Origin of the sequence: Amycolatopsis sp. ATCC 39116, assembly GCF_000231075.2 — a bacterium.
In the GTDB taxonomy this organism is placed as follows: domain Bacteria; phylum Actinomycetota; class Actinomycetes; order Mycobacteriales; family Pseudonocardiaceae; genus Amycolatopsis_E; species Amycolatopsis_E tucumanensis.
The window spans coordinates 16,626-39,125 of sequence record NZ_AFWY03000032.1 but is presented as its reverse complement, the minus strand read 5'-3'; the positions used below and the strand labels follow the sequence as shown (position 1 = coordinate 39,125).

General features: G+C 74.2%; 23 protein-coding genes. 8 read left to right on the top strand and 15 right to left on the bottom strand.

Annotated features, from left to right (window positions below; all coding sequences use genetic code 11):
* Window positions 1-8: 8 nt before the first annotated feature.
* On the bottom strand, window positions 9-266 hold the full coding sequence (locus tag AMY39116_RS0326810) for a hypothetical protein (RefSeq protein ID WP_027936253.1): 258 nt from the start codon (window positions 264-266) through the stop codon (window positions 9-11).
* 104 nt (window positions 267-370) lie between these two features.
* On the opposite strand from AMY39116_RS0326810, the gene AMY39116_RS0326805 reads away from it, so the two are divergent.
* Complete coding sequence (locus tag AMY39116_RS0326805) at window positions 371-1,144, top strand: enoyl-CoA hydratase-related protein (protein ID WP_020420699.1); 774 nt, start codon at window positions 371-373, stop codon at window positions 1,142-1,144.
* Window positions 1,145-1,196: 52 nt separating this feature from the next.
* Here the strand turns inward: AMY39116_RS0326805 and AMY39116_RS0326800 are convergent, their stop codons facing one another.
* Window positions 1,197-2,045 carry a peptidylprolyl isomerase gene (locus AMY39116_RS0326800; RefSeq protein WP_020420698.1) on the bottom strand — a complete coding sequence of 283 codons (849 nt, stop codon included), beginning with the start codon at window positions 2,043-2,045 and terminating at the stop codon, window positions 1,197-1,199.
* 145 nt (window positions 2,046-2,190) lie between these two features.
* On the opposite strand from AMY39116_RS0326800, the gene AMY39116_RS0326795 reads away from it, so the two are divergent.
* Together AMY39116_RS0326795 and AMY39116_RS0326790 are read left to right on the top strand one after the other, a co-directional pair.
* Window positions 2,191-2,799 carry an MBL fold metallo-hydrolase gene (locus AMY39116_RS0326795; RefSeq protein ID WP_020420697.1) on the top strand — a complete coding sequence of 203 codons (609 nt, stop codon included), beginning with the start codon at window positions 2,191-2,193 and terminating at the stop codon, window positions 2,797-2,799.
* On the top strand, window positions 2,799-3,464 hold the full coding sequence (locus AMY39116_RS0326790; RefSeq protein WP_193354393.1) for a hypothetical protein: 666 nt from the start codon (window positions 2,799-2,801) through the stop codon (window positions 3,462-3,464). The genes AMY39116_RS0326795 and AMY39116_RS0326790 overlap by 1 nt, the downstream gene beginning before the upstream one ends.
* Here AMY39116_RS0326790 and AMY39116_RS0326785 read toward each other — a convergent pair.
* Window positions 3,421-3,693, bottom strand: coding sequence for a hypothetical protein (locus AMY39116_RS0326785; protein WP_020420695.1), 273 nt, complete (start codon window positions 3,691-3,693; stop codon window positions 3,421-3,423). The two genes, AMY39116_RS0326790 and AMY39116_RS0326785, sit on opposite strands and share 44 nt — an antisense overlap.
* 85 nt (window positions 3,694-3,778) lie before the next feature.
* A complete protein-coding gene (locus AMY39116_RS43625) occupies window positions 3,779-5,554 on the bottom strand; it encodes a YibE/F family protein (protein ID WP_235716229.1) in 1,776 nt (591 codons plus the stop codon).
* A gap of 130 nt (window positions 5,555-5,684) precedes the next feature.
* On the opposite strand from AMY39116_RS43625, the gene AMY39116_RS0326775 reads away from it, so the two are divergent.
* Both AMY39116_RS0326775 and AMY39116_RS0326770 read left to right on the top strand, forming a co-directional pair.
* Window positions 5,685-6,089 (top strand): SsgA family sporulation/cell division regulator, encoded by a 405-nt coding sequence (locus tag AMY39116_RS0326775; RefSeq protein ID WP_020420693.1) that lies wholly within the window; start codon window positions 5,685-5,687, stop codon window positions 6,087-6,089.
* 55 nt (window positions 6,090-6,144) lie between these two features.
* Complete coding sequence (locus AMY39116_RS0326770) at window positions 6,145-7,326, top strand: phosphodiester glycosidase family protein (protein ID WP_020420692.1); 1,182 nt, start codon at window positions 6,145-6,147, stop codon at window positions 7,324-7,326.
* On the opposite strand, the gene AMY39116_RS43620 is transcribed toward AMY39116_RS0326770, so the two are convergent.
* From AMY39116_RS43620 to AMY39116_RS43615, 4 genes are read right to left on the bottom strand one after another with little or no spacing between them, the layout of a single operon-like run.
* Entirely contained in the window at window positions 7,323-7,985 is a 663-nt protein-coding gene (locus tag AMY39116_RS43620; protein ID WP_202961465.1) for a YoaK family protein, read from the bottom strand. The two genes, AMY39116_RS0326770 and AMY39116_RS43620, sit on opposite strands and share 4 nt — an antisense overlap.
* Window positions 7,986-7,998: 13 nt before the next feature.
* Window positions 7,999-9,258, bottom strand: a complete 1,260-nt coding sequence (locus AMY39116_RS0326760; RefSeq protein WP_020420690.1) for an ABC transporter substrate-binding protein — start codon at window positions 9,256-9,258, stop codon at window positions 7,999-8,001.
* A complete protein-coding gene (locus AMY39116_RS0326755) occupies window positions 9,255-10,340 on the bottom strand; it encodes a hypothetical protein (protein WP_027936252.1) in 1,086 nt (361 codons plus the stop codon). Before AMY39116_RS0326755 ends, AMY39116_RS0326760 begins: the two co-directional genes overlap by 4 nt.
* On the bottom strand, window positions 10,337-12,160 hold the full coding sequence (locus tag AMY39116_RS43615) for a serine/threonine protein kinase (protein ID WP_020420688.1): 1,824 nt from the start codon (window positions 12,158-12,160) through the stop codon (window positions 10,337-10,339). Before AMY39116_RS43615 ends, AMY39116_RS0326755 begins: the two co-directional genes overlap by 4 nt.
* A gap of 75 nt (window positions 12,161-12,235) precedes the next feature.
* On the opposite strand from AMY39116_RS43615, the gene AMY39116_RS47915 reads away from it, so the two are divergent.
* Window positions 12,236-12,361 carry a hypothetical protein gene (locus AMY39116_RS47915; protein ID WP_020420687.1) on the top strand — a complete coding sequence of 42 codons (126 nt, stop codon included), beginning with the start codon at window positions 12,236-12,238 and terminating at the stop codon, window positions 12,359-12,361.
* A 57-nt stretch (window positions 12,362-12,418) separates the two neighbouring features.
* Here the strand turns inward: AMY39116_RS47915 and AMY39116_RS0326740 are convergent, their stop codons facing one another.
* The 4 genes from AMY39116_RS0326740 to AMY39116_RS0326725 all read right to left on the bottom strand — a co-directional run bounded on the left by AMY39116_RS0326740 (window position 12,419) and on the right by AMY39116_RS0326725 (window position 17,085).
* Window positions 12,419-14,524, bottom strand: coding sequence for a transglycosylase domain-containing protein (locus AMY39116_RS0326740; RefSeq protein ID WP_020420686.1), 2,106 nt, complete (start codon window positions 14,522-14,524; stop codon window positions 12,419-12,421).
* Window positions 14,525-14,602: 78 nt separating this feature from the next.
* Window positions 14,603-15,319: a WbqC family protein gene (locus tag AMY39116_RS0326735; protein ID WP_084506165.1), complete on the bottom strand. Its 717-nt coding sequence runs from the start codon at window positions 15,317-15,319 to the stop codon at window positions 14,603-14,605.
* A 13-nt stretch (window positions 15,320-15,332) separates the two neighbouring features.
* A complete protein-coding gene (locus AMY39116_RS0326730) occupies window positions 15,333-15,986 on the bottom strand; it encodes a YdcF family protein (RefSeq protein ID WP_020420684.1) in 654 nt (217 codons plus the stop codon).
* A 7-nt stretch (window positions 15,987-15,993) separates the two neighbouring features.
* On the bottom strand, window positions 15,994-17,085 hold the full coding sequence (locus tag AMY39116_RS0326725; RefSeq protein ID WP_020420683.1) for a DNA-binding transcriptional regulator: 1,092 nt from the start codon (window positions 17,083-17,085) through the stop codon (window positions 15,994-15,996).
* Window positions 17,086-17,389: 304 nt separating this feature from the next.
* On the opposite strand from AMY39116_RS0326725, the gene AMY39116_RS0326720 reads away from it, so the two are divergent.
* Window positions 17,390-18,013: a TetR/AcrR family transcriptional regulator gene (locus AMY39116_RS0326720; RefSeq protein WP_020420682.1), complete on the top strand. Its 624-nt coding sequence runs from the start codon at window positions 17,390-17,392 to the stop codon at window positions 18,011-18,013.
* Window positions 18,010-18,888, top strand: coding sequence for a homocysteine S-methyltransferase (gene mmuM / locus AMY39116_RS0326715; protein ID WP_020420681.1), 879 nt, complete (start codon window positions 18,010-18,012; stop codon window positions 18,886-18,888). Before AMY39116_RS0326720 ends, mmuM begins: the two co-directional genes overlap by 4 nt.
* Here mmuM and AMY39116_RS0326710 read toward each other — a convergent pair.
* From AMY39116_RS0326710 to AMY39116_RS43610, 3 genes are read right to left on the bottom strand one after another with little or no spacing between them, the layout of a single operon-like run.
* Window positions 18,857-19,744, bottom strand: coding sequence for a UbiA family prenyltransferase (locus tag AMY39116_RS0326710; protein WP_020420680.1), 888 nt, complete (start codon window positions 19,742-19,744; stop codon window positions 18,857-18,859). The two genes, mmuM and AMY39116_RS0326710, sit on opposite strands and share 32 nt — an antisense overlap.
* A complete protein-coding gene (locus tag AMY39116_RS0326705; protein WP_020420679.1) occupies window positions 19,732-20,970 on the bottom strand; it encodes a cytochrome P450 in 1,239 nt (412 codons plus the stop codon). The genes AMY39116_RS0326710 and AMY39116_RS0326705 overlap by 13 nt, the downstream gene beginning before the upstream one ends.
* On the bottom strand, window positions 20,971-22,500 hold the full coding sequence (locus AMY39116_RS43610) for a prenyltransferase/squalene oxidase repeat-containing protein (RefSeq protein WP_020420678.1): 1,530 nt from the start codon (window positions 22,498-22,500) through the stop codon (window positions 20,971-20,973). It abuts the gene before it with no gap.

Sequence of the window (22,500 nt, the reverse complement as noted above, 5' to 3'; positions counted from 1 at the left end):
CCGGGCGCTCAGCCGAGGGTGAGGACGAAACCGAGCGTCGACGCTTCCTCCTCGGTGGCCCAGGGAACGCGCAGCCGCCGCAGCTTGCGCTCGGTGGGTTGCGCCGACTCGATGAGGTGGCTGGTGGCGACTACGCGGGCTCCACTGTGGATGGCGCGGCCGCCCGCGCCGCCGTGGGTGGACGCGCTTGAGACTGCGCCGTTGTGCGTGCAGGTCCTGCTACCCCGATCTCGGATCGGAAGCCGGCTCACGTAGCGGTTGAACATTGTTAGCGGCGTCCCGCGGACTGCGCCGGCGGGGTGAGACCAATCGCCGGTCGCGGTGGTGTGGCTCACGGCGCTCGCCCCGGCGTGCCCTCTAGGGTCGGCTCATGGCAGCTGGGCTGGAGTTCGCGCGCGACGGGGAAGTGGCCACCCTCACCTTCGCGCGGCCGGAGAAGAAGAACGCGATTTCCCACGACATGTGGGCGGCCATCCCGGACATCGTCGCGGACGTGGAGGGGGATCCGGGGCTCAAGGTGCTCGTCCTGACCGGCGCCGGGCCGGACTTCTCCGCTGGGGCGGACATCTCCGAGTTCGGCAGCCTGCGCTCCACCGCCGACGGCGCCGCCGCCTACGACCGGGTCGTCGAGGGCGCGGTCACCGCGCTGGCCGGGATGACCAAGCCGACCGTGGCGAAGATCCGCGGCAACTGCATCGGCGGCGGCTGTCAGATCTCCGTCGCCTGCGACTTCCGCTTCGCCGACGCCACCGCGCGCTTCGGGATCACCCCGGCGAAACTCGGCATCGTCTACGACTTCCGCTCCACCCGCCAGCTGGTGTCCCTCATCGGGCCCGCCCACGCGCGGTACTTCCTGCTCTCCGGCCAGCTCATCGACGCCGCCCGCGCCCGCGAGATCGGCCTCCTCAACGACGTGTTCACCGACCTCGACGCCGGTGTCTCCGACTTCGCGGCCACCCTCTGCTCCCGCTCGCAGACCTCGGTCCGCGGCATGAACCGGATCATCGGCAAGATCCTCGACGGACAGTCCGAAAGCGACAGCGAGGTCGAGGACATCCGCTCGGCCGCCATCCACGGCGAGGACTACGCCGAGGGCGTGGCGGCCTTCCTCGACCGCCGCCCGCCGAAGTTCACCGCCTCCTGACAGCACAGCGGCCTCCGTCCGAACAGGACGGAGGCCGCTTCGGCGACCGAACTCAGCCGATCGTCACCGCGGTGAACTTGACCTCCATGTTCGGCTTGCCGCCACCCGGGCTCGGGTCGAAGCTGCCGTCGTGGCCCGCGCGCGCCACCTTGTCGAGCACCTCCAGGCCGGCGTCGCCGATCGACCCGAACACCGTGTAGTCCGGGCTCAGCTCCGCCGGGCCGTACACCATGAAGAACTGGCTGCCGTTGGTGTTCGGGCCGGCGTTGGCCATCGCCAGCAGGCCGCGGCCGTAGGTCAGCTCGGGGAACGTCTCGTCGGCGAACGAATAGCCCGGACCACCACTGCCGGTGCCGGTCGGGTCACCGCACTGCAACATCATCAGGCTCGCGTCGGTGCCCAGCCGCGCGCACGAAGTGTCGGTGTAGTACCCCTGCTGCGCCAGACTCAGGAAGCTGTTCACGGTGCACGGCGCGAGCGCGCGGTCCAGCGTCAGCGGGATGTCACCGGCGGTGGTCTTCAGCGTGACGTTCACCGTCCCGGTCGACGGGATGTCCTTGGTCTGCGGCGGGTTGTTCGGCTTCGCGGCGGGCTCGCTCGGCGTGGCCGGGTACTCGCACTGCACCGGGTTCGCCAGCGGCGTCGGCCGCTGCGGCACCGCGGCGCGCTGCGTCGGGATGTTCAGCTCGGACGAGGGCGAGGTCGTCGGGGAGGCCGCCGCGTCGCCGCCGTCGCCGCCGCGGGTAGCGAAGAACACCACCAGACCGGCGACCACCACCACCGCGCCGACGGTCGCGCCGACGCCGACGATCTTCCGGCGTTTCGCCTGCTCCGCCCGGCGGGCCATCTGCCGCTCGAGCTTGCGCTTCGCGGCCTCACGGCGCTGCTGGTTGGTCGCCACCTGCCCTCCAGAATCCACTCGACGTCACCGATCGGGTGGCGGCAGTCTATGGGCACAGCCTGTGAGGACCCTGTACAGCCCCGGTTAGGGTGGGTGCCGGGCATCCCGGGCACGGGTGGACGGGTCGACGCGGAGGTGGATTTTCGTGCTCGTCGTCGGGTTTCCGGCAGGCGCGCTGCGGGCCAACTGCTACCTGCTCGCGCCCGGCCCGGACACCGCCTGTGTGGTGGTCGACCCGGGTGAGGACTCCGCGGCCCGCGTCGCCGAGGCCCTCGCCGAGCACCGCCTCACCCCGGCGGCCGTGCTCGGCACCCACGGCCACTCCGACCATGTCGGAGGCGCGGCGGCGCTCACGGGGGCCCACGACGTTCCGATGTGGATCCACCCCGCCGACCGCGGCCTGCACGACGGCGACCAGCCCGCGGACGTCCGCGACCTCACCGGCGCGCCGCTGGAGCTGGCCGGCCTGGCGATCGACGTCGACCTCGTGCCCGGCCACACCGACGGCTCGGTGGTGTTCCGCGTGACCACACCGGAGGGCGGCCGGCTCGCCCTGACCGGCGACACGCTCTTCGCCGGCTCGGTCGGCCGCGGCGACCAGCGGCGGCTGGGGGAGTCGCTGCGCGACGCGCTACTGCCGCTGCCCGACGACACGGTGGTGCTGCCCGGGCACGGCCCGGCCACGACGATCGGCCGCGAACGGGCCGGCAATCCGTTCCTGAGCGGGGCGCGCAGCGTCGTCCCGGTGCGGTGATGGGGGGAGAAGTGACCGAGCCGAAGAAGCCGGTGGAACCGCAGCGGCTGCCGCTGCACGAGGAGGACCCGGGGCTGACGCGCCGCAGGCTGATCTCCGGCCTGGCGGGCGTGCTGATCATGGCCGCCGCGTTCGGCGGGATCGCGGGACTGATCGGCGGGCAGGTCGCGGGACTGGTCGCCGCGGCGATCGTCGGGCTGCCGCTGCTGTACGTGGTGCTGTGGAACGTGCGGCGCAAGCTGTGGCTGGAGGGCACGGCGGTACTGGTGCGCACGTGGCGCACCCGCCGGGTGGACCTGGCGCAGGCGGGGCGCATCGACCTGCTGGTGACCGACGTGCGCGGTGCGCGCACGGTCAGCCTGCTGTTCAACTCCGGGCAGCGCGGGCAGGTCGTCAAGATCGACCTGGCCGTCTACGCCGGCACCGGCGGGCGCGAGCTGCCCATCCTCACGCTGCGGCGGCTGGCCGACGCGGTGGCGAACAACATCGAGGCCAACGGGCTGGTGTTTTCCGAGCTGCTGGTCGCGCAGCTGCGTGCCGAAGCGCGGGGCGCGGGCGTGCCGGACCGGCCGCTCTACCAGCTGGCGTCCGCGGCGCCGTCGGGCAAGATCGCCCAGCGGTTCACGATGGAGGCCGTGAGCCGGTTCGTCGCGCAGCTGGGGTGATCTCGCCGTTGCGGCCGCCGAGCCGGTCCTCGATCCGGGACAGCTGCTCGCGGATGCCTTCCAGCTGGTAGACGATCTCCGGCAGCTCCTCCGCGGCGAAGGTGGCGAGCCGCTCCAGGTGCTTGGCCGCGTCGCGCAGTTCGGTGAGAGCGGTGGCGATCCGCGGCAGGCTCGTGACCGTGCGGGCCACGGCTTTCGTCAGGCGCCGCGGCAGTGCGTGAACGACCATGACCCCTCCCCGCCGGACGGGAACTGTGCCCGGCCTTCGTACCCCATCGCGGGGGTCGTGACCAGGGCGGGGTGCCGGGCTGTGGCTAGTGGTCGCTGGTGTGGCTGATGTGACTCGTGGGCTCGCGGCTGGCGATCAGCGCGGCGAGGACGGTGGTGACCGGCACCGCAGCGACGATGCCGACGCTGCCCGCCAGAGTCCGGACGATCTCCTGCGCGATGTCCTGCGAGCCGAGGATCGCGCCGAGCCCGACGCCGGAGATCGACGAGTACAGCATCACCGGCAGCGCGGCGCCCGCGTACGCCATCACCAGCGTGTTCACCGCGGAGCCGACGTGGTCGCGGCCGATGCGCAGCCCAGCGGAGTACAGCTCGCGCCAGCTCAGCGACGGGTTGGCGCGGCGCAGCTCCCACACGGCGCTGGTCTGGGTGACGGTGACGTCGTCGAGCACGCCGAGCGCGCCGATCACGATGCCGGCCAGCAGCAGGCCGCGCGCGTCGATGCCGTGACCGAGGGCGGCGATGAGCGTCGAGGTGCTGTCGTCCAGGCCGGTCAGGGACGCGGCCGCGGAGAAGATCGCCGACAGCGCGCCGATCAGCGCGAGGCTCACCAGCGTGCCCAGCACCGCGACCGACGTGCGGGCGGACAGGCCGTGGGTCAGGTACAGGGCGATGAACATGATCAGCCCGGCGCCCACGATCGCGACCAGCAGCGGGTTCTCCCCGGCCAGGATCGCGGGCAGCACGAACGCCACGAGCACGACGAAGCTGAGGACCAGCGCGCCGAGGGCGGCCACGCCGTGCCAGCGCCCGAGGACGACCACGGCGACCGCGAACAACGCGGCGAGCACCGCGAGCGGGAAGCCGCGCTGGAAGTCGACGAGCTGGTAGGAGGAGGGGTCGGCGGCGTCTGCGCCGTTGTAGGCCAGCACGACGTCGTCGCCGGCGGTGAAGCGCGGCGTGCTCGGCTCGATGGGCACGGTCAGCTCGACGCTGCGGCCGCTGCCAGGGCCGTCGGTGAGGGCGATGGTGGCGGTGAGGCAGGGCTTGGCGTCCGGCTGGTCGCCGACCTGCACCTGACCGGCGGCCAGGCACGGGCCGGAGGTGGCGGTGGTGATGGTGCCGTGGACCGGGGTGCCCTGGGAGATCGCCGAGGCGGGCTTGTCCTGGCCCCAGGGGTAGAGCAGGAGCAGCCCGGCGACGGTGAGGGCCGCGATGGGGGCGAGCAGCCAGATGAGGAGGAGCTTGACGCGCCGGGAGGCCGGGGGCGCGGGGGAGTGACCGTGCCCGTGGCCGTGCCCGGTGGGTGGAGTGGCGGGCGGCGCAGCGGCGCGGCGGCGGGTGGGGGCGGCGGTGCCGTCGGCCACGCCGGTGCGGGGGCGTTCGGCGTGGTCTGGTGCCGGTTCGGCGGTGGGGTGGTGCGCGTCCGCGCTCCGGGCGCGGTGCGCTGCGCGGGCGGATCGCTCTTCGGGAGGATCGGCTTGGCGGGCCGCTTCACTGGTGCGACGTGTCCCGCGGCGGGCGGCCGCCTCGGCGGCCAGGCGCCGGGACCGGCGAGTGGTGCCGTCGGGGTCCCCGCCGCTCGTCGCGGCGGGCTGCTGACGGTGCGCCGGGCGGCGTGCCCTTGGGGCGGAGGGGACGGCACCGTCCTGCGGCTCACCGGCTTTCGCCGGGTCAGCGGCGTGCCCACGCTGCGCGTCCGCACGCCCGCCGGTCCGCGGGGAATCCCCGGCGGGCCAGGCCGAGGCGCCGGGTTCGGTGTAGCCGCGCGTCCGGCGTGCGCGGCGGGGGTCGGCAGCAGGCGGCCCGGGGACGCGGCGGATCGGACCGGTCTCCGCCGCGGGGTCGTCGTCGTGCTGCACCGGTCCATCGTCCCGCCCGCCCGTGTCACTCCAGCGGGTGGGTCGTGAAATTCCTCCGCGAAACCGCGTAACGACGGCGGCGTGGCTCCGTCCTACTGGCGTAGAGCAGCAGGAGGACAGGAGGCCCATCGTGCACGCCGAAACGGTCGAAGAACACCAGTTCGTCAGCCTGGACGGCTACGACGTCCCGGTCTTCTCCCGGTGGAGCTACACCACCGCCGATCCCTACGCCGTCACGCTGTCCTTCCGCGCCGACCGCGGCCGCTGGGTCGAGTGGTGCTTCGCGCGCGACCTGCTCGTCGAGGGCCTGAACGGGCCGGCTGGCGAGGGCGACGTGCGGATCCGGCCCGACGTGACGGCAGGCCCGGACCAGCTGATGATGGAGCTGGAGTCGCCGGACGGGTACGCGATCGTCGAGTTCAGCCGCGAAGGCGCGGCCCGCTTCATCGCCTCCACCCACACGCTCGTGCCGCTCGGCGCGGAGGGCGCCCTGGTCGACGTGGACGGGTTCATCGCGGAGATCACCAAGGTCTGAGAGCCGTTCCCCGCGGCGGCCCGCGGCGTTCACCACGCCGTGATCGACTCCGCGGATGAGCCTGCTCACGCGCGCCACGGCGGCGGTGGCCGCCCTCCTGCTCCTCCTCGTCGCCGCTCCCGCGGCGGTCGCCGACACCGCGCTCGCCCGCGGCGTCGCCTACCGGACCCTGACCCTGTCCACCGCGCACGGACCGGTCGTCGCGCACCTCGTCACGGCCGACCTGACCGATCCGCGCGTGGACGTCGACCTGCTGCACCCGGCGTCGGTCGCCGAGCGGGCCACCGTCTCCGCCCTGGTCACCGCGCAGCACGCGGTCGCCGGGATCAACGGCGACTTCTTCAACATCAGCGAGACCCACGCCGGGATCACCCCCACCGGGTCCTCGGTCGGGCCGGAGATCGCCGGCGGCGACGACCTCAAGTACGCCGTGCCGGACGGGCAGCGGTTCGGTCCCGCGATGCCCTCCGGCGTCACAACCAGCGACGTGTTCGGCTTCGGCGCCGACCACCGGTTGCGCACCGCGCGGCTGGAGTTCGCGGGCACGCTGCGCTCCCGGGCGGGCGAGTTCGACCTGGAAGGGCTCAACCAGTACGCGCTGCCGGTGGACGGCATCGGCGTCTACACGCCGGAGTGGGGCTCGATGTCCCGGGCCCGCGCGGCCTGCGGCACCGACACCAGCCGCTCGGCGCCGTGCACCTCGCAGGTCGAGGAGGTCGTGGTGCGGCACGGGGTCGTGGTCGCCGAGTCCGCGGGCGCGGGCGCGGGGCCGATCGAACCCGGCAGCGTCGTGCTGCTCGGCCGCGAGCGCGGGGCGACCGAGCTGGCCGGGCTCCGGGTGGGCGACCGGGTGCTGGTGACCGACCGGCTCGTCGCGCGGGGCGTGCCGCCGTTCGAGTTCGCGGTCGGCGGGTTCCCCATCCTGGACGACGGGGCCGCGCTGCCCGGGCTGGACGCCTCGCTCGCGCCGCGCACGGCGGCCGGGGCGAGCGCGGACGGGCGGACGCTGTACCTGCTCGCGGTCGACGGCCGCAGCGCCGCCAGCACCGGGATGGGGGTCGGCGAGGTCGCCGCGCTGCTGGTGTCGCTGGGCGCGAGCGAGGCGGTGAACCTCGACGGTGGCGGGTCGACGACCCTGGTGACCGCCGGTCGCGGCGCCCCGGTGACGGTGCGCAACACGCCCTCGGACGGCGCGGAACGCGCGGTCGCCAACGGGATCGGCGTGTTCGTCCGTTAACCGGCGCGGCGGCGCAGCACCACGTGGGCGTGGTGCCCGGCGGCGACGAGGACCTGCGCCCCGCAGATGACGACGAGCACCCACCCGGCGCCGAGGTGGCGGACCAGGAACGCCCCGGCCACCGCACCCGCGACCAGGCCGGCCACCGACACCAGGCGCCGGGTGGTGGCGCCGCGGCCGGCGGAACGGTCCGCGAGGTCGCCGACGAGCGCGGCCAGCGTGCGGGTGACCACGGTGGTCGTCATGTCCGGCACCGCCAGGCGGTTCACCGTGCCGTTGCGGACGCCCATCGCCAGTGCCAGCGCGGCGGCGGCGAGGTAGCGGGCACCGGCGAACGCCCCGGCCGCCGCGACCGCGGTCAGGGCCGCCTCCACCGCGAGCGCGCCGAGGAACGCCGGGTGCGGCGCGGCGATCGAGGACGCCAGCCACGCGGCGCCCGCGGCGCCGGCCACGAACGCGGCGAGCGCGGTCACCGCCGCCGCGACGTCGAAACCGGGCTCCCCGGCCGCCGCGAAACCGAGGAACACCAGGTTGCCGGTCATGTTGGCGGTGAAGACCCTGCCCAGGGCCAGGAAGCTGACCGCGTCGATCAGGCCGCTGAGGACGGTCAGCGCCCCGAGCGCCACCGGCACCGGTTCGTGGTTCACCAGCCCGCGCACCACGTCTCCCCTCTCATCGTCCACACGGGACGGACAGCCACTCCTGCGGCGGCACGCCCAGCCGGATGCGGTCCAGCTGCTCCAGCAGCGTCTCCAGCCTGCCGGGGTCGTCGAGGTACTCCAGCGACGCCCGGTAGAAGGCGTTGGCCATGGTCGCCGGCATCAGATCCGACGCGTCGAAGCAGAGGGTACCGCCCGAGCGGAGCGCCTCGGCGACCTTGCGGGCCGCCGGGTTGCCGTCGTAGACGCGCAGGTCCACCGAGCGCGTCGCGGAGAACGCGCTCCCGCCGCCGACCCGCGGCCAGATCTCCTGCGCCGCCGGGGAGGCGAGGTACCGGATCAGCGCCCGCGACGCCGGCGTGTCGGTGAACATGCCCGCCAGGTCGGCCGACACCTCGTAGGTCCCCGGCGCCACGTCCGGGCCTGCCGGCGGGACGGCCACGAAGTCCAGGCCGCGCCCGGCGTCCGGGTACCGCGCGAGCATGAACGACCCGTTGTGCTCGTACGCGCAGCTCTGCGGCGACGCCAGCATTCCCTTTCCGGCGTCGGCGAAGTCGGTCAGCAGCACCCGTCCCGGGTTGTCCCCGACGGTGCCCGCCATCATCGCGCCCCACGTCTGCCACGCCCGCCGCACCGCGGGCGCCGTCCACGCCAGCTGCCCGGCCGCCCACTGCCGGTACACGTCCGGGCCGGCCTGGTGCAGCAGCACGTCCTCGACCCAGTCGGTGCCCGGCCACCCGGACACCGGCGGCGCGCTCAGCCCGAGGCACCAGGGTCGCGCGCCGGTCGCCGCGGCGAACTCGTCCCAAGTGGACGGCTGCGCCAGGCCGTGCAGGGCCGGGTTGAACCACACGATGCTCTTCAGGTCCACCTTCACCGCGATCCCGTACAGGTGCGCCTGCCCGGCCACCTGCAGCTGAAGCCACTGTGGACCGTAGATCTCCGCGGGCGGCGCACCGAGCACGTCGTCCAGCGAGTACAGGTTGTGCGAGCGCACGTAGGTGACGAGCTCGCCCGGGTTGGGCACGACCGCGATGTCCGGCGGGTTGCCGTTCTGCACGTCCGAGGCGAGCACCTGCGACACCGCGCGAGTGCCCTGGTAGCGCACCCGGATGCCGGTCTGCGCGGTGAACCCGGCCAGCACCTGCTCGAACGCCGCGCCCTCGGCGCCGGTCCACGACGCCAGCACGGTGAGCGTGCGCGTGCCCGCCCCGGCGCCGCAGCCGGTCAGGCACGCGGCGACCAGGAGCAGCACCCCGGCGAGGCCCCTCATGAGCGGAACCGGTACTCGTCGAGCCGGGCGTGCAGCCCCCACCCGGCGAGCACGGCGATCGCCAGCGTCACCGCGGGCACCACGAGCGGCAGCTGGTTGCTCGCGGCGGCCGCCTCCAGCCGGTCGTTGACGTCCCGGGTGCCCGCGGCGGTGGTCGCCTCGTCCGGGATGGCCCCCGCCACGCTCGTCGGCGCCGGGCCGGCGGCGGCCACCGTCAGGCCGCAGTCCCCGGCCCGGCAGTGCGCGGTGACCAGCCGGATCAGCTTGTCCTGGCCGTCGGCGTCGGTCAGCGCCATCCGCCGGTCCCACCCGGCCAGCACGCCGGTCAGCCGGTCCTGCGCGGTCGCCAGCCGGTGCGCCGCGACGAGCGTGAACATCATGCTGGCGCACAACCCGAGCAGCAGCAGCGTCGCCGCCAGCAACTGCGGGTTCAGCAGCCGCTGGAAGCGCTTCCCCAGGTACAGCTGCGTGACGCAGAGCAGCGCGAGCAGCAACGCGACCGGCACCGCCCACAGCGCGGGCGTCGCCGGGTGCAGCCAACCGGTCGTCAGCTGCCGCGCCAGCGCCTGCTCCTGCACCGACCGCAGGTCGTCGAGCTGTTTCAGCACGCCGTCGGGGGAGCGCAGCAGCTGCGACGAGGCGTCCCACAGGTCGGCCGTGCCGACGACCTCGCCGCCGCCCTGCCGGTAGTGCGCGTCGGCCTGCGCGACCGCCGCCCGGTAGGCGGCGAGCAGTCCCTCGACCAGCCGCAGGATCTGGCTGCCCGCGTCCCCGGCCTCGTTCAGCTCGGCGGCGCGGGTGAGGCTCTGGCTCGCCAGCGCGGTCTGCGTGGCGTACTCGGTGCCCGCTCCGGCGAGGCGGACCTCGCCGGAGGAGAAGCTGCGCACCGCCGCCCGGTCCGCGCGGATCAGCGCCGACTTCGCCGCCGCGACCTCGACGACCGCCTGCGCGGTCCGGTCCCGCACGGTCTCCGCCGCCGACTGCACGCCGCGCACCGTGGCGAACCCGGTGACCAGCACCGCCGCGGTGGTCACCAGCAGCGCCAGCCGCAGCCGGACCAGGGTGCGCCGGGTCGTGCTCACCACAGGGACCTCGCCCGCACGGCGTTGGCCCGGTCGATCAGCACGCCGTGCTCGCCGGCGGTGCGGGCCTGGCGCGACAGATCCCGGAAGGAGCGTTCGAGCCGGTCCCGCAAACCCTTCTCCGACACCGGATCGCCGAGCACCGGACCCGGCGGCAGCGACCCGTCGCCGTGGTCGAGCACGAACGAGAAAGCGCTCTCCAGCACGGCGGTGGCCAGCCGCAGCCACGACTCCTCGCTGTCCAGGGTCAGGGTGTGCACCCGGTCCGCGGCCGCGGCGAGGTCACCGGCCGACGGGCGCCCGCCGCCGGGCAGGTGACCGGCGAGGATCCGGACCGCGGCGACCGCGGCGCCGTGCCGGTGCAGCGAGATCTCCGGCACCTCGTCGAGGATCGCGACCGCGGCGCCGCGCTCCCCGGCCCGCAACCGGATGCGGGCGAGCCCGAACGCGGCGCCGGCGTGCGACCGGTCGCACGCCCACACCGCCTCGTAGAACCGGGCCGCGGTGTCCGGCCGCGACAGGTGCTCGGCGCAGAACCCGAGCGCCAGCTTCGGCGCCGGCTCACCAGGCACGGACCGGTAGACGTCGTCGAACAGCTCGGCAGCCGCGCCCACCCGGCCCTCGGCCAAGGCGAGGAGCCCGCGGTGCCAGCTCGCCCGCCAGTCGTGGTGCGCCCGCCAGCCCAGCTGCCGCTCCGCCGATCGCAGGCAGTGCCCGGCCGCGGCCAGGTCGCCCGCCTCCAGGTTCGCGCGGGCCCGGTGGAAGTCCACCTCGACCGACGCCGGGACGCTCGCGAGCTTGGTGAGCAACCGGCGCGGGTCCGGCGCCCGCACGCTGTGCAGCAGCGGGGTCCGCGGATCGGCCGGGTCGGGGAACGGCACGGGCAGGCCCGCCGCCACGTCGGCGGGGGAGGGCCGCCCGTCGGCCAGTGCGCCGCCGCCGTCGCCGGTCCACGCGGCCAGCGGCGGGGCCAGGCTGAGCCCGTCGTCCAGCAGCGCCGCGGATTCGGCGAACACCGCCGAGCGGGCGGGCCGCGGTCTGCCGTCGGCGAGGCAGCGCACCTCGCGCAGCACGCCGCGCACCTGGTTCAGCATCTCCGGCACGTCGGCGAAGCGCCGGTCGAAGTCCGCGGTCGCGCGGGCGACCAGGCGGCGGAAGGACTCCGCGCCCGGTTCGCCCGCGTCGCACTCGACGAGTTCGTCCAGCATGACGCCGACGGCGTGGATGTCGGCCCGCTCGGTCAGCCCGTGCTCGCGGATCTCGGTGTGGCCGACCAGGTACGGCGTGGTGCCCAGGACCGGGCTCTCCCGGTCGCCGGTGCGGCGGATCGCGCCGAAGTCGACCAGTTTGACCGACTCGCCGGCGCGGATCACGTTGTCCGGCTTCATGTCGCAGTACAGCAGGCCCTGCCGGTGCAGGTAGCCCAGCGCGCCCAGCACGTCGACGGCGCAGGCGAGCGCGTCGGCGATCGTCAGCCCGCCCGCGTCGCGCACGCTGCGCAGGGTCGGCCCGTCGACGTGGTCCATCACCAGGTAGCTGAGGCCGCGGTGGGTGACGACGTTGAAGATCCGCACGATGCTGGGGTGTTCGAGCGCGGTGAGGACGCGGCTCTCGTGCGCGGCGAGCTTGATCGCGGCCGTGTCGTGCGGGCGGGTCAGGCCCTTGAGCACCACCTGCTTGCCCTGCAGGTTGCGGTCGCGGGCGAGGTAGACGAAGCCGAACGCGCCGCGGGCGAAGCACCTGTCGACCTCGTACTGCCCGGCGACCAGCTCACCCGGCTCGAGCCCGCCGCCGGACGGCGCCTCCTCCGCGAAGCCCACTCACGCGAGGTTACGACACGGCCCCGGTGCGTGGCTAGGTTGTGTCCAGGCCTGACCGCCACGATGCGAAGGAGGTTGACCGGGGCCCGGCGGCCGGCGGCGGTCACCGGGCGGCTCGACACGATGCTGCTCGTCGGCGGACGGGGCACGGGAACCGCCATGGCCGACGACCGGTTGCCGAGCCAGGACCCCGCGGGCTGACCAGTGATCACGCTCGGCGGGGAAGCGGGAGGCCGGACGATCGGCCTCCCGCGCCGGCTACGAGCGGGCCTGCAGGTACGCCGGATCGGCGGCCGGGATCGGGATGTCCGGGCGGCTGCCCAGGATCTGGTTCATCGCGCGGAAGTACGGCGGCGCCGCCACCGTGCCGCCGAACGCGCCGTGTCCGCACGAGCCCAGGTGCACCGGCGTGCCGGGGCAGATCTCGGCCGGGTGCGGGCCGTCGGCGAAGACCATGGACGACACGGCGTAGTCGTCGACCCCGCCGACGAACGCGACCGACTCGCTCTGCTGCGTCGTGCCGGTCTTGCCGAAGTCCGCGTGGTGCCACCCGGCCGCCGAAGCCGCCGCCGCGGAGGTGCCCGACACCGTGTCCTGGCTCAGCCCGTTCAGCAGCGAGTCCGCCAGCCCCGGCGGCACCACCTGCTCGCACGCCTGCTGCCGCACCGGCACGTCGTGCCCGTACCGGTCGGTGACCGACAGGACCGGGTTGGGCGGGCACCACGTGCCGCCGCTCATCAGCGTCGCCGACACGTTCGCCATCTCCAGCGGGCTCACCGGGCTGTTGCCGAGCGTGAACGACAGCTTGTCCTGGAAGTACTGCGACTGCGGCTGGCTGTACTGCGGGTTCGACGACGACGGATCGGGCTTCGCGCCCGCGTCGTTCGTCGCCAGCGTGTTGCGCAGGCCCAGCCGCCGCGCCATGTCCAGCACGGCCGGCATGCCGACCTGCTGCTCCAGGTTGACGAAGGCGACGTTGGGCGAGGTGGCCAGCCCGTCCCGCAGCGAGATCGGGTCCGGGTAGCCCACCCCGTCGTTCTGCACGCAGTACGGCTGCGTGTACCGGTTCGCGCCGGGCTGGGTGAAGCACTGGCCGGCCTGGTTGGGCAGCGGGGTGTCCAGGCCCGCCTTCCCGCTCTCCAGCGCCGCGGCCGAGGTGAAGATCTTGAACGACGAGCCGGCGCCGAACACGTTGCTCGCCCCCGCCACGATGTTGGTCGACGTCTCGCCCCGCGCGGGGTCGGTGCCGTAGTTGCGGTTGGCGACCATCGCGAGCACCTCGTGGCCGGCCTGGCCGGGCCGGACGACCGCGAGCGTGTTCGCCACGCCGTCCTGCCTGGTCGGCACGTTGGCGTCCACGGCGTCCTTCGCGATCCGGCTCACCACCGGGTCCAGCGTCGTGCGGATCGTGTACCCGCCCGTCTCCAGCTGGTCGGCGGTGAACCCGGCCTGGATGAGGTAGCTCTCCGCGTACTGGCAGAAGAACCCGGCGTCCGGCGCCGCGCCGAAGCAGGTGCTCGACGGGATGTCCGGGCCGTCCGGCAGGACGCCGAGCGGCGCGGCCTTCGCGGTGGCGCCGTCGGCCGGGGTGAGGGTCTTCGTGCTGACCATCGCGTCGATCACCAGGTTGCGCCGCTTCAGGGCCTGGTCCGGGTGGGTGTAGGGGTTGTAGAGGTTGGGGTTGTTCACCATCCCGGCGAGCAGCGCGGCCTGCGGCACGGTCAGCTTGTCCGGCGTGGTGCCGAAGTAGGCGTGCGCGGCGGCCCCCACCCCGTAGACGTTGCCGGTGAACTCCACCACGTCCAGGTAGCCGGTGAGGATGTCCTCCTTGGACACCGTCTGTCCGAGCTGGACGGCGATCTTGGCCTCGCGCAGCTTGCGGGCGATCGTGTCGGCCTGGTCGGCCAGCTGCGCCGCCCGGTCGTTCCGGTCGACGACGTTGATGAGGTAGTTCTTGACGTACTGCTGGGTGATCGTCGACCCGCCCTGCGTGCTGCCGCCGGAGGAGTCGTGCAGCGCGGCGCGCACCATGCCCTTCACGTCGACGCCGCCCTCGTCGTAGAAGCGGCGGTCCTCGATCGACACGATCGCTGCCTTCATCGCCGGTGCGATCCCGTCCGCGGTGACCGGGAGCCGGTACTGGTCGAACAACGTCGCGATCGGGGTGCCGTCGCGGTCGGTCACCGTGGTCACCAGCGGCTGCTCGCTGTTCGCGAGCGTCGCGGAGATCCCGTCCACCGCGTCGGCGACCTGGTTGGAGAGCACACCCGCGCCCAGGGCGACGGGCGCGACGACCCCGGCGACGAGAACACCCGCGACGGCGCAGAAGGCGAGGAACCGGGGGAGGGCACGAGACGGGCGCACGGGAGGCGAGGGTAACCGGGCCGCCGTGAAGGCCCGGTTGCCGGAATCGTCTTTACCTTGTGTAGAAGGGGTCTTGGGTCAGCGCGCGGGCACGCAGTCGGTCGCGAGCGCGTCCCGGACCCCGGCGGGGCCGCGCGCGGCGAACGCCCACAGCGCGCTCGCGGTGCGCATTCCGGGTGCGCGGCTCAGCGGGGGCGGCGGCGGGTAGCGCACCTGGAGCCCGCGGTCCAGGAACGGGCGCTCCGACAGGTACTTCGCGCCGCCCGGCCCGCACAGGTAGGTGCTCGCGCCGACCGCGGCGGTCAGGTCGGCCAGCCGTTCGGACCGCCCGTCGCGTGCGGGCAGCTCGCTGCTGCGCAGCACGTCGCCCCGCCAGCCGAGGCGGTGCAGCATGGCGCGCACCGACACCTCGGCCACGACCGCCAGGTGCTCGTTCAGCGCCAGCGCGGCGAGCACCTCCTCGACGATCTCGCCGGTCTCCGCCCAGTGCGCGCAGCGGCCGTAGTACTGCCGCACCAGGCGGGACATCGTGCGGTGCGTCGCGGCCGGGTCGGCGAGGCGCAGCTCGCCGATCCGGCTGTCCCGGCCGCGTGGCCGGTGCACCGGCACGGTCAGCCAGCGCTGGGCCTCGGGGTCGGCGGCCGCGGCGAGGCGGGCGCGGTGCTGGTAGTCGCGGGCGTTGAACTGGACGTCGTCGAGCACGACCCACACGTCGGCGCGGGCCAGTTTGGCCAGTGTGGACAGTCGGGGGAAGAGATTCGGTTGATGGACGGCGCAGGAAAGCGTCTCGGGCACGGCCCGTATGGAATCACAGCATGCGGCTGCGGAATCCGGCGGCCACCAGTCGCCGATACGCCGAATACACGATCGGAGGAATTTTCTGCGGAATCGCGAAACCCTTTCGGGGATACTCGATCAGGCGCTGGAAATCGCCCACGATCATGTCGATGAGCTCGGTGCCGTGCTGGGTCCGCAGCGCGTACTCGGTCAGCGACACCGGGGCCGACGCGCACACCGGTTCCACCTCCGGCCACACCTTCCGCGTCGTCGCGAACGCCCGCCGCTCCATGTACGGCATCGAGACCAGCATCAACGACGACACCTCGACCCCGGCGGCGGCGAGGACCTCCCGCGACAGCGCGATGTTCTCGCCGGTGTTGGTCGCGTTCGGCTCCACCAGGATCGCCTCGTCGGGCACCCCGAGTTCCAGCGCGCGCTCCCGGTAGTGCACGCCCTCGCCGCGCGGGAACGCGCGCACGGTCTCGCGGCTGTTGCCACCGGTGAACACCACGACCGGGAACAGGCCGCGGTGGTACAGTTCGGCCGCGTGCGCGGCGACGCCGAGGTCGTTGCAGCCCAGCGCCACGGCGGCCGAGCACGGCTTCGGGCGGTGGCGCAGCCGGTGGAACTCCCAGACCAGTTCGGCGTCGGCCCACACCCGGTCGAGCAGCACTTTCCGCATCGGCTTCTTACCGGGACTCGAAACCGCGGCGAATGCCGTCGATGCTGCGCAATTGGTGCATGAGCCCGTAGCGGGTGGAAATGCGCGCGGTCCGCTCCAGAATGGCGAGCCCGGAATCCGCGGTGGCGGTGTCGGAGAGCAGGATGTGCGCGTGCGCAGTGTCCAGCCGCACCTGCTGCAGCGGCGTGTCGTCGACGCGGTTGGACAGGGCCACGTCGATGGCGCGGCCGGCGGCGGTGAGATCGCCCGCGCCGCGGTGGGCCAGCGCGAGCTTCTGGTGCGCGATCGACCAGTCCGCGGGCTCCTCCAGCGCTTCGAACTCGCGGATCGCGGGCACGATGTGCTCGGTCGCCGTCTCGTGCAGGCCGCCCTTGCTCAGCGCCGTGCCCACCCACAGCCGCGCGCGCGTGCGGTCGTGCGGGCTGAGCCGCTCGTCGTCGGTCAGGCTCTGGTAGCGGGCCGCGGCCGACTCCAGCTGACCGGACATCTCGTCGATCACGACCAGCTGCAGTTCCAGTTGCGCCACCCGGCGCGGCGACTCCAGCTCGGTGAACACCCGCAGCGCCTGCCGGTAGACGTGCTCGGCCGACAGCGGCCCGCGCAGCGCGCCCTGGTCCTGCCGCACCTCGCCGAGCAGCCGCAGCGACCGGCCGTAGAGGTACATGCCCTGCCGGTCCGAGCTGTTCGGCTCGAAGCGGCCCAGCCACCGGTCCAGCAGCGTGCGCGCGAGCCGGAACTCCTGGCGCCCCAGGCACGCCACCGTGCGGTCCAGGTCGTCGGTCCAGGCCTCGTAGTCGTAGCGGGGGGCCGGTTCCGGCCGGCGATCGGTTTCGCGCGCCTCGGTCACCAGCACTTCGAACCGGGTGCGGGCGCCGTCGTCGGCCCTGGCCAGCGCGGTGTCCAGGATCGCCTGGGTGTCCGGCCGCGGCACCGTGGAGGTCCCGCCGCTCTCCCACTTGGCGACGGTGCGCGCCGCGACGCCGAGGTAGGCCGCGAACCCCCGCACGGACAGGCGAAGGGCGTGCCGCAGCAGCCGCGCCTCCCGCCCCGTCCACTGGTGGGCGGTCGCGGCTCCCGGAGAGTTCGTCCCGGCGGCCACACGATCAGGGTAACCACATCGTGGCCCGGCAAGTACACCGAAAGTGCAACGGTGGTTCGTTTCCGTCACGAGTTCGCTCGTTCAGTCTAGAGCGAGGCACTCGTCGCCGGGATGACTCCTTTGTCCCGGGCCGATCCCCGGCGCCGGGTGCCGCTCCAACCCTCCCCCTCGCCGGGGCGGGCGCGCTCCACGTGCCCGCGGGACGTGCGCCCGCCCCGGCCTCCGGAGGCGGATCCCGCGCAGCCGCAGGGGAAACCGCACGCGCGGAGGTGTCGTCCCCCGGCGGGCGCACTACGATGGGGTGATGACCGGCATCTCCACGCCTGCCCGGAACACGTTCCGCGAGCAGCAGTGGCGGGAAGCGCACGACCGTTACCTCGAGTGCGCCCGCGAGGTCTTCGCCCGTCTCGGCTACCACGCCGCCACGGTCGCCGACATCGTGGCGGCCGCCAACGGCAGCCGGGCCACCTTCTACGCGCACTTCCGCGACAAGGCCGACATCGCGGCGGCGTTGTTCGAGCGGATCCTGCCGGACACCGCCGCGCTCTACCGCATGCTCGCCCGGTTCCCGGAACTGACGCGCGACCGCGTGCGTGCCTGGCTGGACGAGCACGTGCTGGCGTTCTGGGCGCGCTACGCGGTGGAGATCGACGTCCTGACGCAAGCGGTCGCCGACGACCCGCGCGTCGCGGCGCGGCACTACCAGTGGGGTGTGGACGCCGCCCGCGAGCTGTCGCCGTACCTGGCACAGTGGACCGGCGAGCACGAGCAGGCCGGGCTGACCCGCGCGCTGTTGCTGGTGCTGCAACTGGAACAGGCCTGCTACCACTGGCTGATCCGCGGGGTCGGGCACGACCGCGAACTGGCGCTGGACGTGCTCGCCGACGTGTGGTGGCGCGAGCTGACCTTCCTGCGCGCGGGCCCGTGACCGTCGTGCTCGACGGTGGCCTGGCCACCGAACTGGAGGCGCGCGGGCACGACCTGTCCGGCGAGCTGTGGTCCGCCCGGCTGCTCGCCGACGACCCGGCCGCGATCGTCGCCGCGCACCGGGCGTTCTTCCGCGCCGGGGCGACGGTCGCGACCACCGCGAGCTACCAGGCGAGCCTGGCCGGGTTCGCCGAACTGGGCCTGGACCGGGACGAAGCCGTGCGGCTGCTGCAGCTGAGCGTCGAGCTCGCCCGTGAGGCGAGGGTGACCGGCGACGAACTGGTCGCCGCCTCGATCGGGCCGTACGGCGCCACGCTCGCCGACGGGTCGGAGTACCGCGGCCACTACGGACTGAGCGTCGCGGAACTGGCCACGTTCCACCGGCCCCGCGCGGAGATCCTCGCCGCGGCCGGGCCGGACCTGCTCGCCTGCGAGACCGTGCCCGATGTGGACGAAGCCGAGGCGATGCTGCTCGCCATCGAAGGACTGGACGTCCCGGCGTGGCTGTCGTACACGGTGGAGGGCGAGAGCACGCGCGCAGGCCAGCCCCTGACCGAGGCCTTCGCCGTGGCGCGCGGCAACGACCAGATCGTGGCGGTGGGCGTGAACTGCTGCGACCCCCGCGACGTCGCGGCGGCGGCGGAAATCGCGCGCGAGGCGAGCGGGAAACCGGTGATCGCCTACCCCAACAGCGGCGAGACCTGGGACGCGCGGGCACGCGGCTGGACCGGCGATCCGCGGTTCTCGCCGGACCTGGTCCGGGACTGGCTCGCCGCCGGCGTCGCGTACGTGGGCGGCTGTTGCCGGGTGAGCCCGGACGACATCGCCGCGCTCGCCGCGGCCGTCAGGCCAGGAACGGGATCGCCACGAGGGTGAGGTCGCCGGCCAGCACGACCGGGGTGGCGACTTTCCGCATGCGCGACAACGAACCGCCCGGGCCGGTCAACGCGATCATCCCGCCGAGGAAAGCGCCTTCCGCGAGCACCCCGGCGACGGCCCAGCCCGGTCCGTACCGCCACCACAACCCCACGCCGAGCAGCGTGAGCCCGGCCACGACGACGCCGCACGAGACGGCCAGCGTCCGTCGTGGACCGTACCGCGCGCCCGGGGTGCGGACACCCGTCCGCGCGTCGGCGGCGTGATCCGGCGCGGAGAACCAGGCCGTGCGGCCGAACGCGAGCACGCACAGCCCCGCCAGCACCGGCACCATCGACCGCTCCAGCGCCGGCCGCACCGCGAAGTACGACGCCAGCCCGGGCACCGCGAGGAACCCGGCCCCGAACACGGCCGGGCCGGCGAACCCGCGCCGCTTCAGCCGCACCGGCTCCAGGTTGTACAGCAGGTGCGCGCACAACGCCGACGCCACCACCAGCAGCGCCGCCCAGCGGCCCAGCCACACCGCCACCGCCGCGGCCAGCGCGAGCGCCGCGGTCGCCTCGGCCGCCGCCCAGCCGAAGATCCGCCTGCTGCCCAGGCGCCGCGCCGCGCCCGCCAGGTCCGCCTTGTCCCGGTCCTGCTCGTCGGTGCGCAGATCGGCCGCGGTGTTCAGCGCCAGCGCGGCCAGCAGCACCAGCAGCGTCGCCGCCACGGTGACCAGCACCGGGCCGCTGAGCAGGTGCCGCGGATCGGCGAACGCCGCGCCCCAGCACGCGTAGGCCAGATAGCTCAACGGCAGCGGGAAGCGCAGGCGGTGCACGACGACCACGTCGCGCCACCCGGTCAGTCCCGGCACGCCACCACTTCCAGGCGCAGCCGGGCCGACGGCGCCATCGCGTGCCCGCGCAGCTTCGCCACCCCGGCCCGCGGGTTGACGCACCGCAGGACCCGGCGGCGCAGCACGGCCGCGGTGATCATGCGGATCTCCAGCTGCCCCAGCTGGCTGCCGAGGCAGAACCGGGTGCCGCCGCCGAAGGGCAGGTACCCCTCGGGCACGCCGCGGCGGCCCAGGAACCGGCCGGGGTCGAAGGCGTGCGGGGACGGGAAGTACTCGGACCGGTGGTGCGCCAGGTAGATCGCGGGGGTGAGCACCGTCCCGGCGGGCAGCGTGCGGCCGTGCAGGTCCACCGCTTCCGGCAGGGCCCGGTTGCCCGCGACCTCGACCGGCGGGTGCAGCCGCAGCGCCTCCGCGATCACCGCCTGCAGCACGGGGACCTCCGCCGGATCGGAGCCGTCGCCGGTGGTGGCGTCCAGTTCGGACAGCACGGCGTCCCGCAGGTCGGGTCGCGTGGTCAGCCAGTACAGGGTCCACGCGGTGGCCGACGCGGTGGTCTCGTGGCCGGCGAACAGCAGCGACACCACCTGGTCGCGCAGCTCGTCGTCCGGCACCGGGCCGAGCGGGCCGTTCCCGGTCAGCAGGGGCGAAACCAGGCTCCGCGGCTCCCGGCCCGACTTCGCGGCGGCGACCAGCCGCGCGTCCAGCTCCGCGCCCGACACGGGCAGCCCGCCGCGCAGGAGCCGGTAGGCGAGCGTGCGGTGGCGCGACCCCAGCGCGCGGTCCAGCCACACCGTGACGTCCCGCAGCAGCACCGGATCCGCGTCGCCGAGGACGATCCGCGCGACGATGTCCAGGGCCAGCCGCCGCGTCCACGCGGCCAGTCCGAACACCGCGCCCGTGCCCAGCGAGTCGATCGCCGACGCGGTGGCCTGGGTGATGAGGCTGTGGTAGGCCTCCAGCCGCCGCCCGCGCAGTGGAGGGCCGAGCAGCTTCCGGTATGCCGCGTGGCGTGCGCCGTCGGCCCACAGCATCGACTTCGGCCCGAGCAGCGGGCCGAGCGAGCGGCTGCCCGGGTGGCGCAGGCGCGAGTCCTGCCGGAACAGCGAAGCGAGCGTTTCGTGGTGCCACACCAGGATCTTCGGCGCCGGCCCGCCCCGCACGTCCAGCATCGCCGCCGGGTCGTCCGCGTGCGCGTCGAGGAAGGGCAGCGGGGCGACGGCGAGCGCCAGTTCGACCCGGTTCATTCAGCCCGTCCGCTCGGCGGGCGCCGGCTCCAGCCGCGTCAGCAGAGCCGCGACCCGCGGCCGGGCGGCGGCCAGGTGCAGCGCGGCGATGCCCTCCGCGCGCACGATCCGGCCAGGCGTGTACAGGTCCTTGTCGTGCCACAGCGGGGGGTGCGCGGCGTCCGCCCAGGACAGCAGGAACGCGCACCCGCGCGCGGCGGCTTCGTCCGCCCACGGTTCCCCGGCACGCACCAGTACCTGCACGGCGTAGGCGGTTTCCTCGAACGTGCCCTGCCAGCGGCCCCACGAGCCGTCCGGGTTCTGCGTCCGCGCGATCCACCGCAGCGCCCGCGCGCGGGCGGCGGCCCCGTGCCCGCTGCCGGCCAGCGCCAGGAAGCACCGCGCCGTCGCGTAGTACGGGGAGGCGTGCCACTTGTCGGTCCAGCTGCCGTCCGGGTGCTGCTGGGCCGCGATCCACGCGGCCACCCGTCCGGCCACTTCGGACTGTCCGTGCGCACAGAGCGCCTGCAGCACGTGGGCGTTGGTGGTGACCGACGGGGTGCGCTCCTCCGGGTACGTGCAGAAGTGACCGTCCACGTGGTACTCCCGCAGGCAGTCCAGCGGGTGCGGGCGGCCCTGCGTGGCCAGTGCGTAGAGCACGGTGGCGGTGTCGTCGGCGTCCGGCGGCAGCCCGGCGCCGCCGGGCGCGCCGTGCGGGCCGATCTCCGCGGCCAGCTCGTCCAGCACCTCGCCCGGGACGTCGACGGCCAGGCCGGCGTCGGCGAACGTGGAGACCACCCAGGACCGCTCGAACACCGTGAGCGGCGCGGCCACCGGCACCGCTCCACCGTGGCGCGCCTGGACGTTCTCCAGGTACCGCACGCCGGGGTGGGCGCGGGCGCCGTCCGTGCCGAACCACGCGGCGGTGGCGGCGGGGGAGCAGCCGAGCCCGTCGTCGCCGGGACGGGCGAAGCCGACGCCGCGCGCGGCCGGGCCCAGCGCCTCCAGCGAGTGCAGGACCTTGTCCGGCAGCGCCTGGCCGTCCTCGACCAGGCGGCGCATCCCGTGCAGCAGCGCCGGGTGAGTGCCTTCGGGGTGCGGCAGGCGGCTGCGGGCCGGCACGATCTCCTCGGCCTCGAGCGCGTCCAGGTGCCCGTTGAGCGCCGACACCAGCGACGGCACCAGGATCTCCACCGCGACCGTGTCCGGCAGTCCCACCCGCAGATCCCGGCCCCACCGCGTGGTCAGCGCCTGCAGCCCGTGTTCCGCGGCGGCCGCGATGGACGGCGCGCCGGTGCGGCGGAACTCCGTCAGCAGCGCCTCCGTGGCGCTGAGCGTGGGGAGCAGGCCGTAGCCGTCCGGCCCGCCCCAGCCGCCGTCGGCCGCCTGCTGGTCCAGCAGGAACGCGATGCGGTCGGCGTGCCCGGCCAGATCGGGCAGGAGCGCCACGACGCGGGCGGTTTCGTACACCGACGGGGAGAAATCCCCGAAGGGGTCGGTGACCATGGCGCGCAGCAGGTGGTGCGCGTGCTCTGCCAGGTCGGCGGTCAT

Bases quoted from the DNA above. Each gene is read 5' to 3' on its own strand.
- AMY39116_RS0326770 (WP_020420692.1), top strand. From the start codon at position 6,145: ATGAGCCTGCTCACGCGCGCCACGGCGGCGGTGGCCGCCCTCCTGCTC.
- AMY39116_RS0326805 (WP_020420699.1), top strand. From the start codon at position 371: ATGGCAGCTGGGCTGGAGTTCGCGCGCGACGGGGAAGTGGCCACCCTC.
- AMY39116_RS0326790 (WP_193354393.1), top strand. From the start codon at position 2,799: ATGGGGGGAGAAGTGACCGAGCCGAAGAAGCCGGTGGAACCGCAGCGG.
- AMY39116_RS0326785 (WP_020420695.1), bottom strand. From the start codon at position 3,693: ATGGTCGTTCACGCACTGCCGCGGCGCCTGACGAAAGCCGTGGCCCGC.
- AMY39116_RS43610 (WP_020420678.1), bottom strand. From the start codon at position 22,500: ATGACCGCCGACCTGGCAGAGCACGCGCACCACCTGCTGCGCGCCATG.
- AMY39116_RS0326705 (WP_020420679.1), bottom strand. From the start codon at position 20,970: ATGAACCGGGTCGAACTGGCGCTCGCCGTCGCCCCGCTGCCCTTCCTC.
- AMY39116_RS0326720 (WP_020420682.1), top strand. From the start codon at position 17,390: ATGACCGGCATCTCCACGCCTGCCCGGAACACGTTCCGCGAGCAGCAG.
- AMY39116_RS0326760 (WP_020420690.1), bottom strand. From the start codon at position 9,258: ATGAGGGGCCTCGCCGGGGTGCTGCTCCTGGTCGCCGCGTGCCTGACC.
- AMY39116_RS0326810 (WP_027936253.1), bottom strand. From the start codon at position 266: ATGTTCAACCGCTACGTGAGCCGGCTTCCGATCCGAGATCGGGGTAGC.
- AMY39116_RS0326730 (WP_020420684.1), bottom strand. From the start codon at position 15,986: ATGCGGAAAGTGCTGCTCGACCGGGTGTGGGCCGACGCCGAACTGGTC.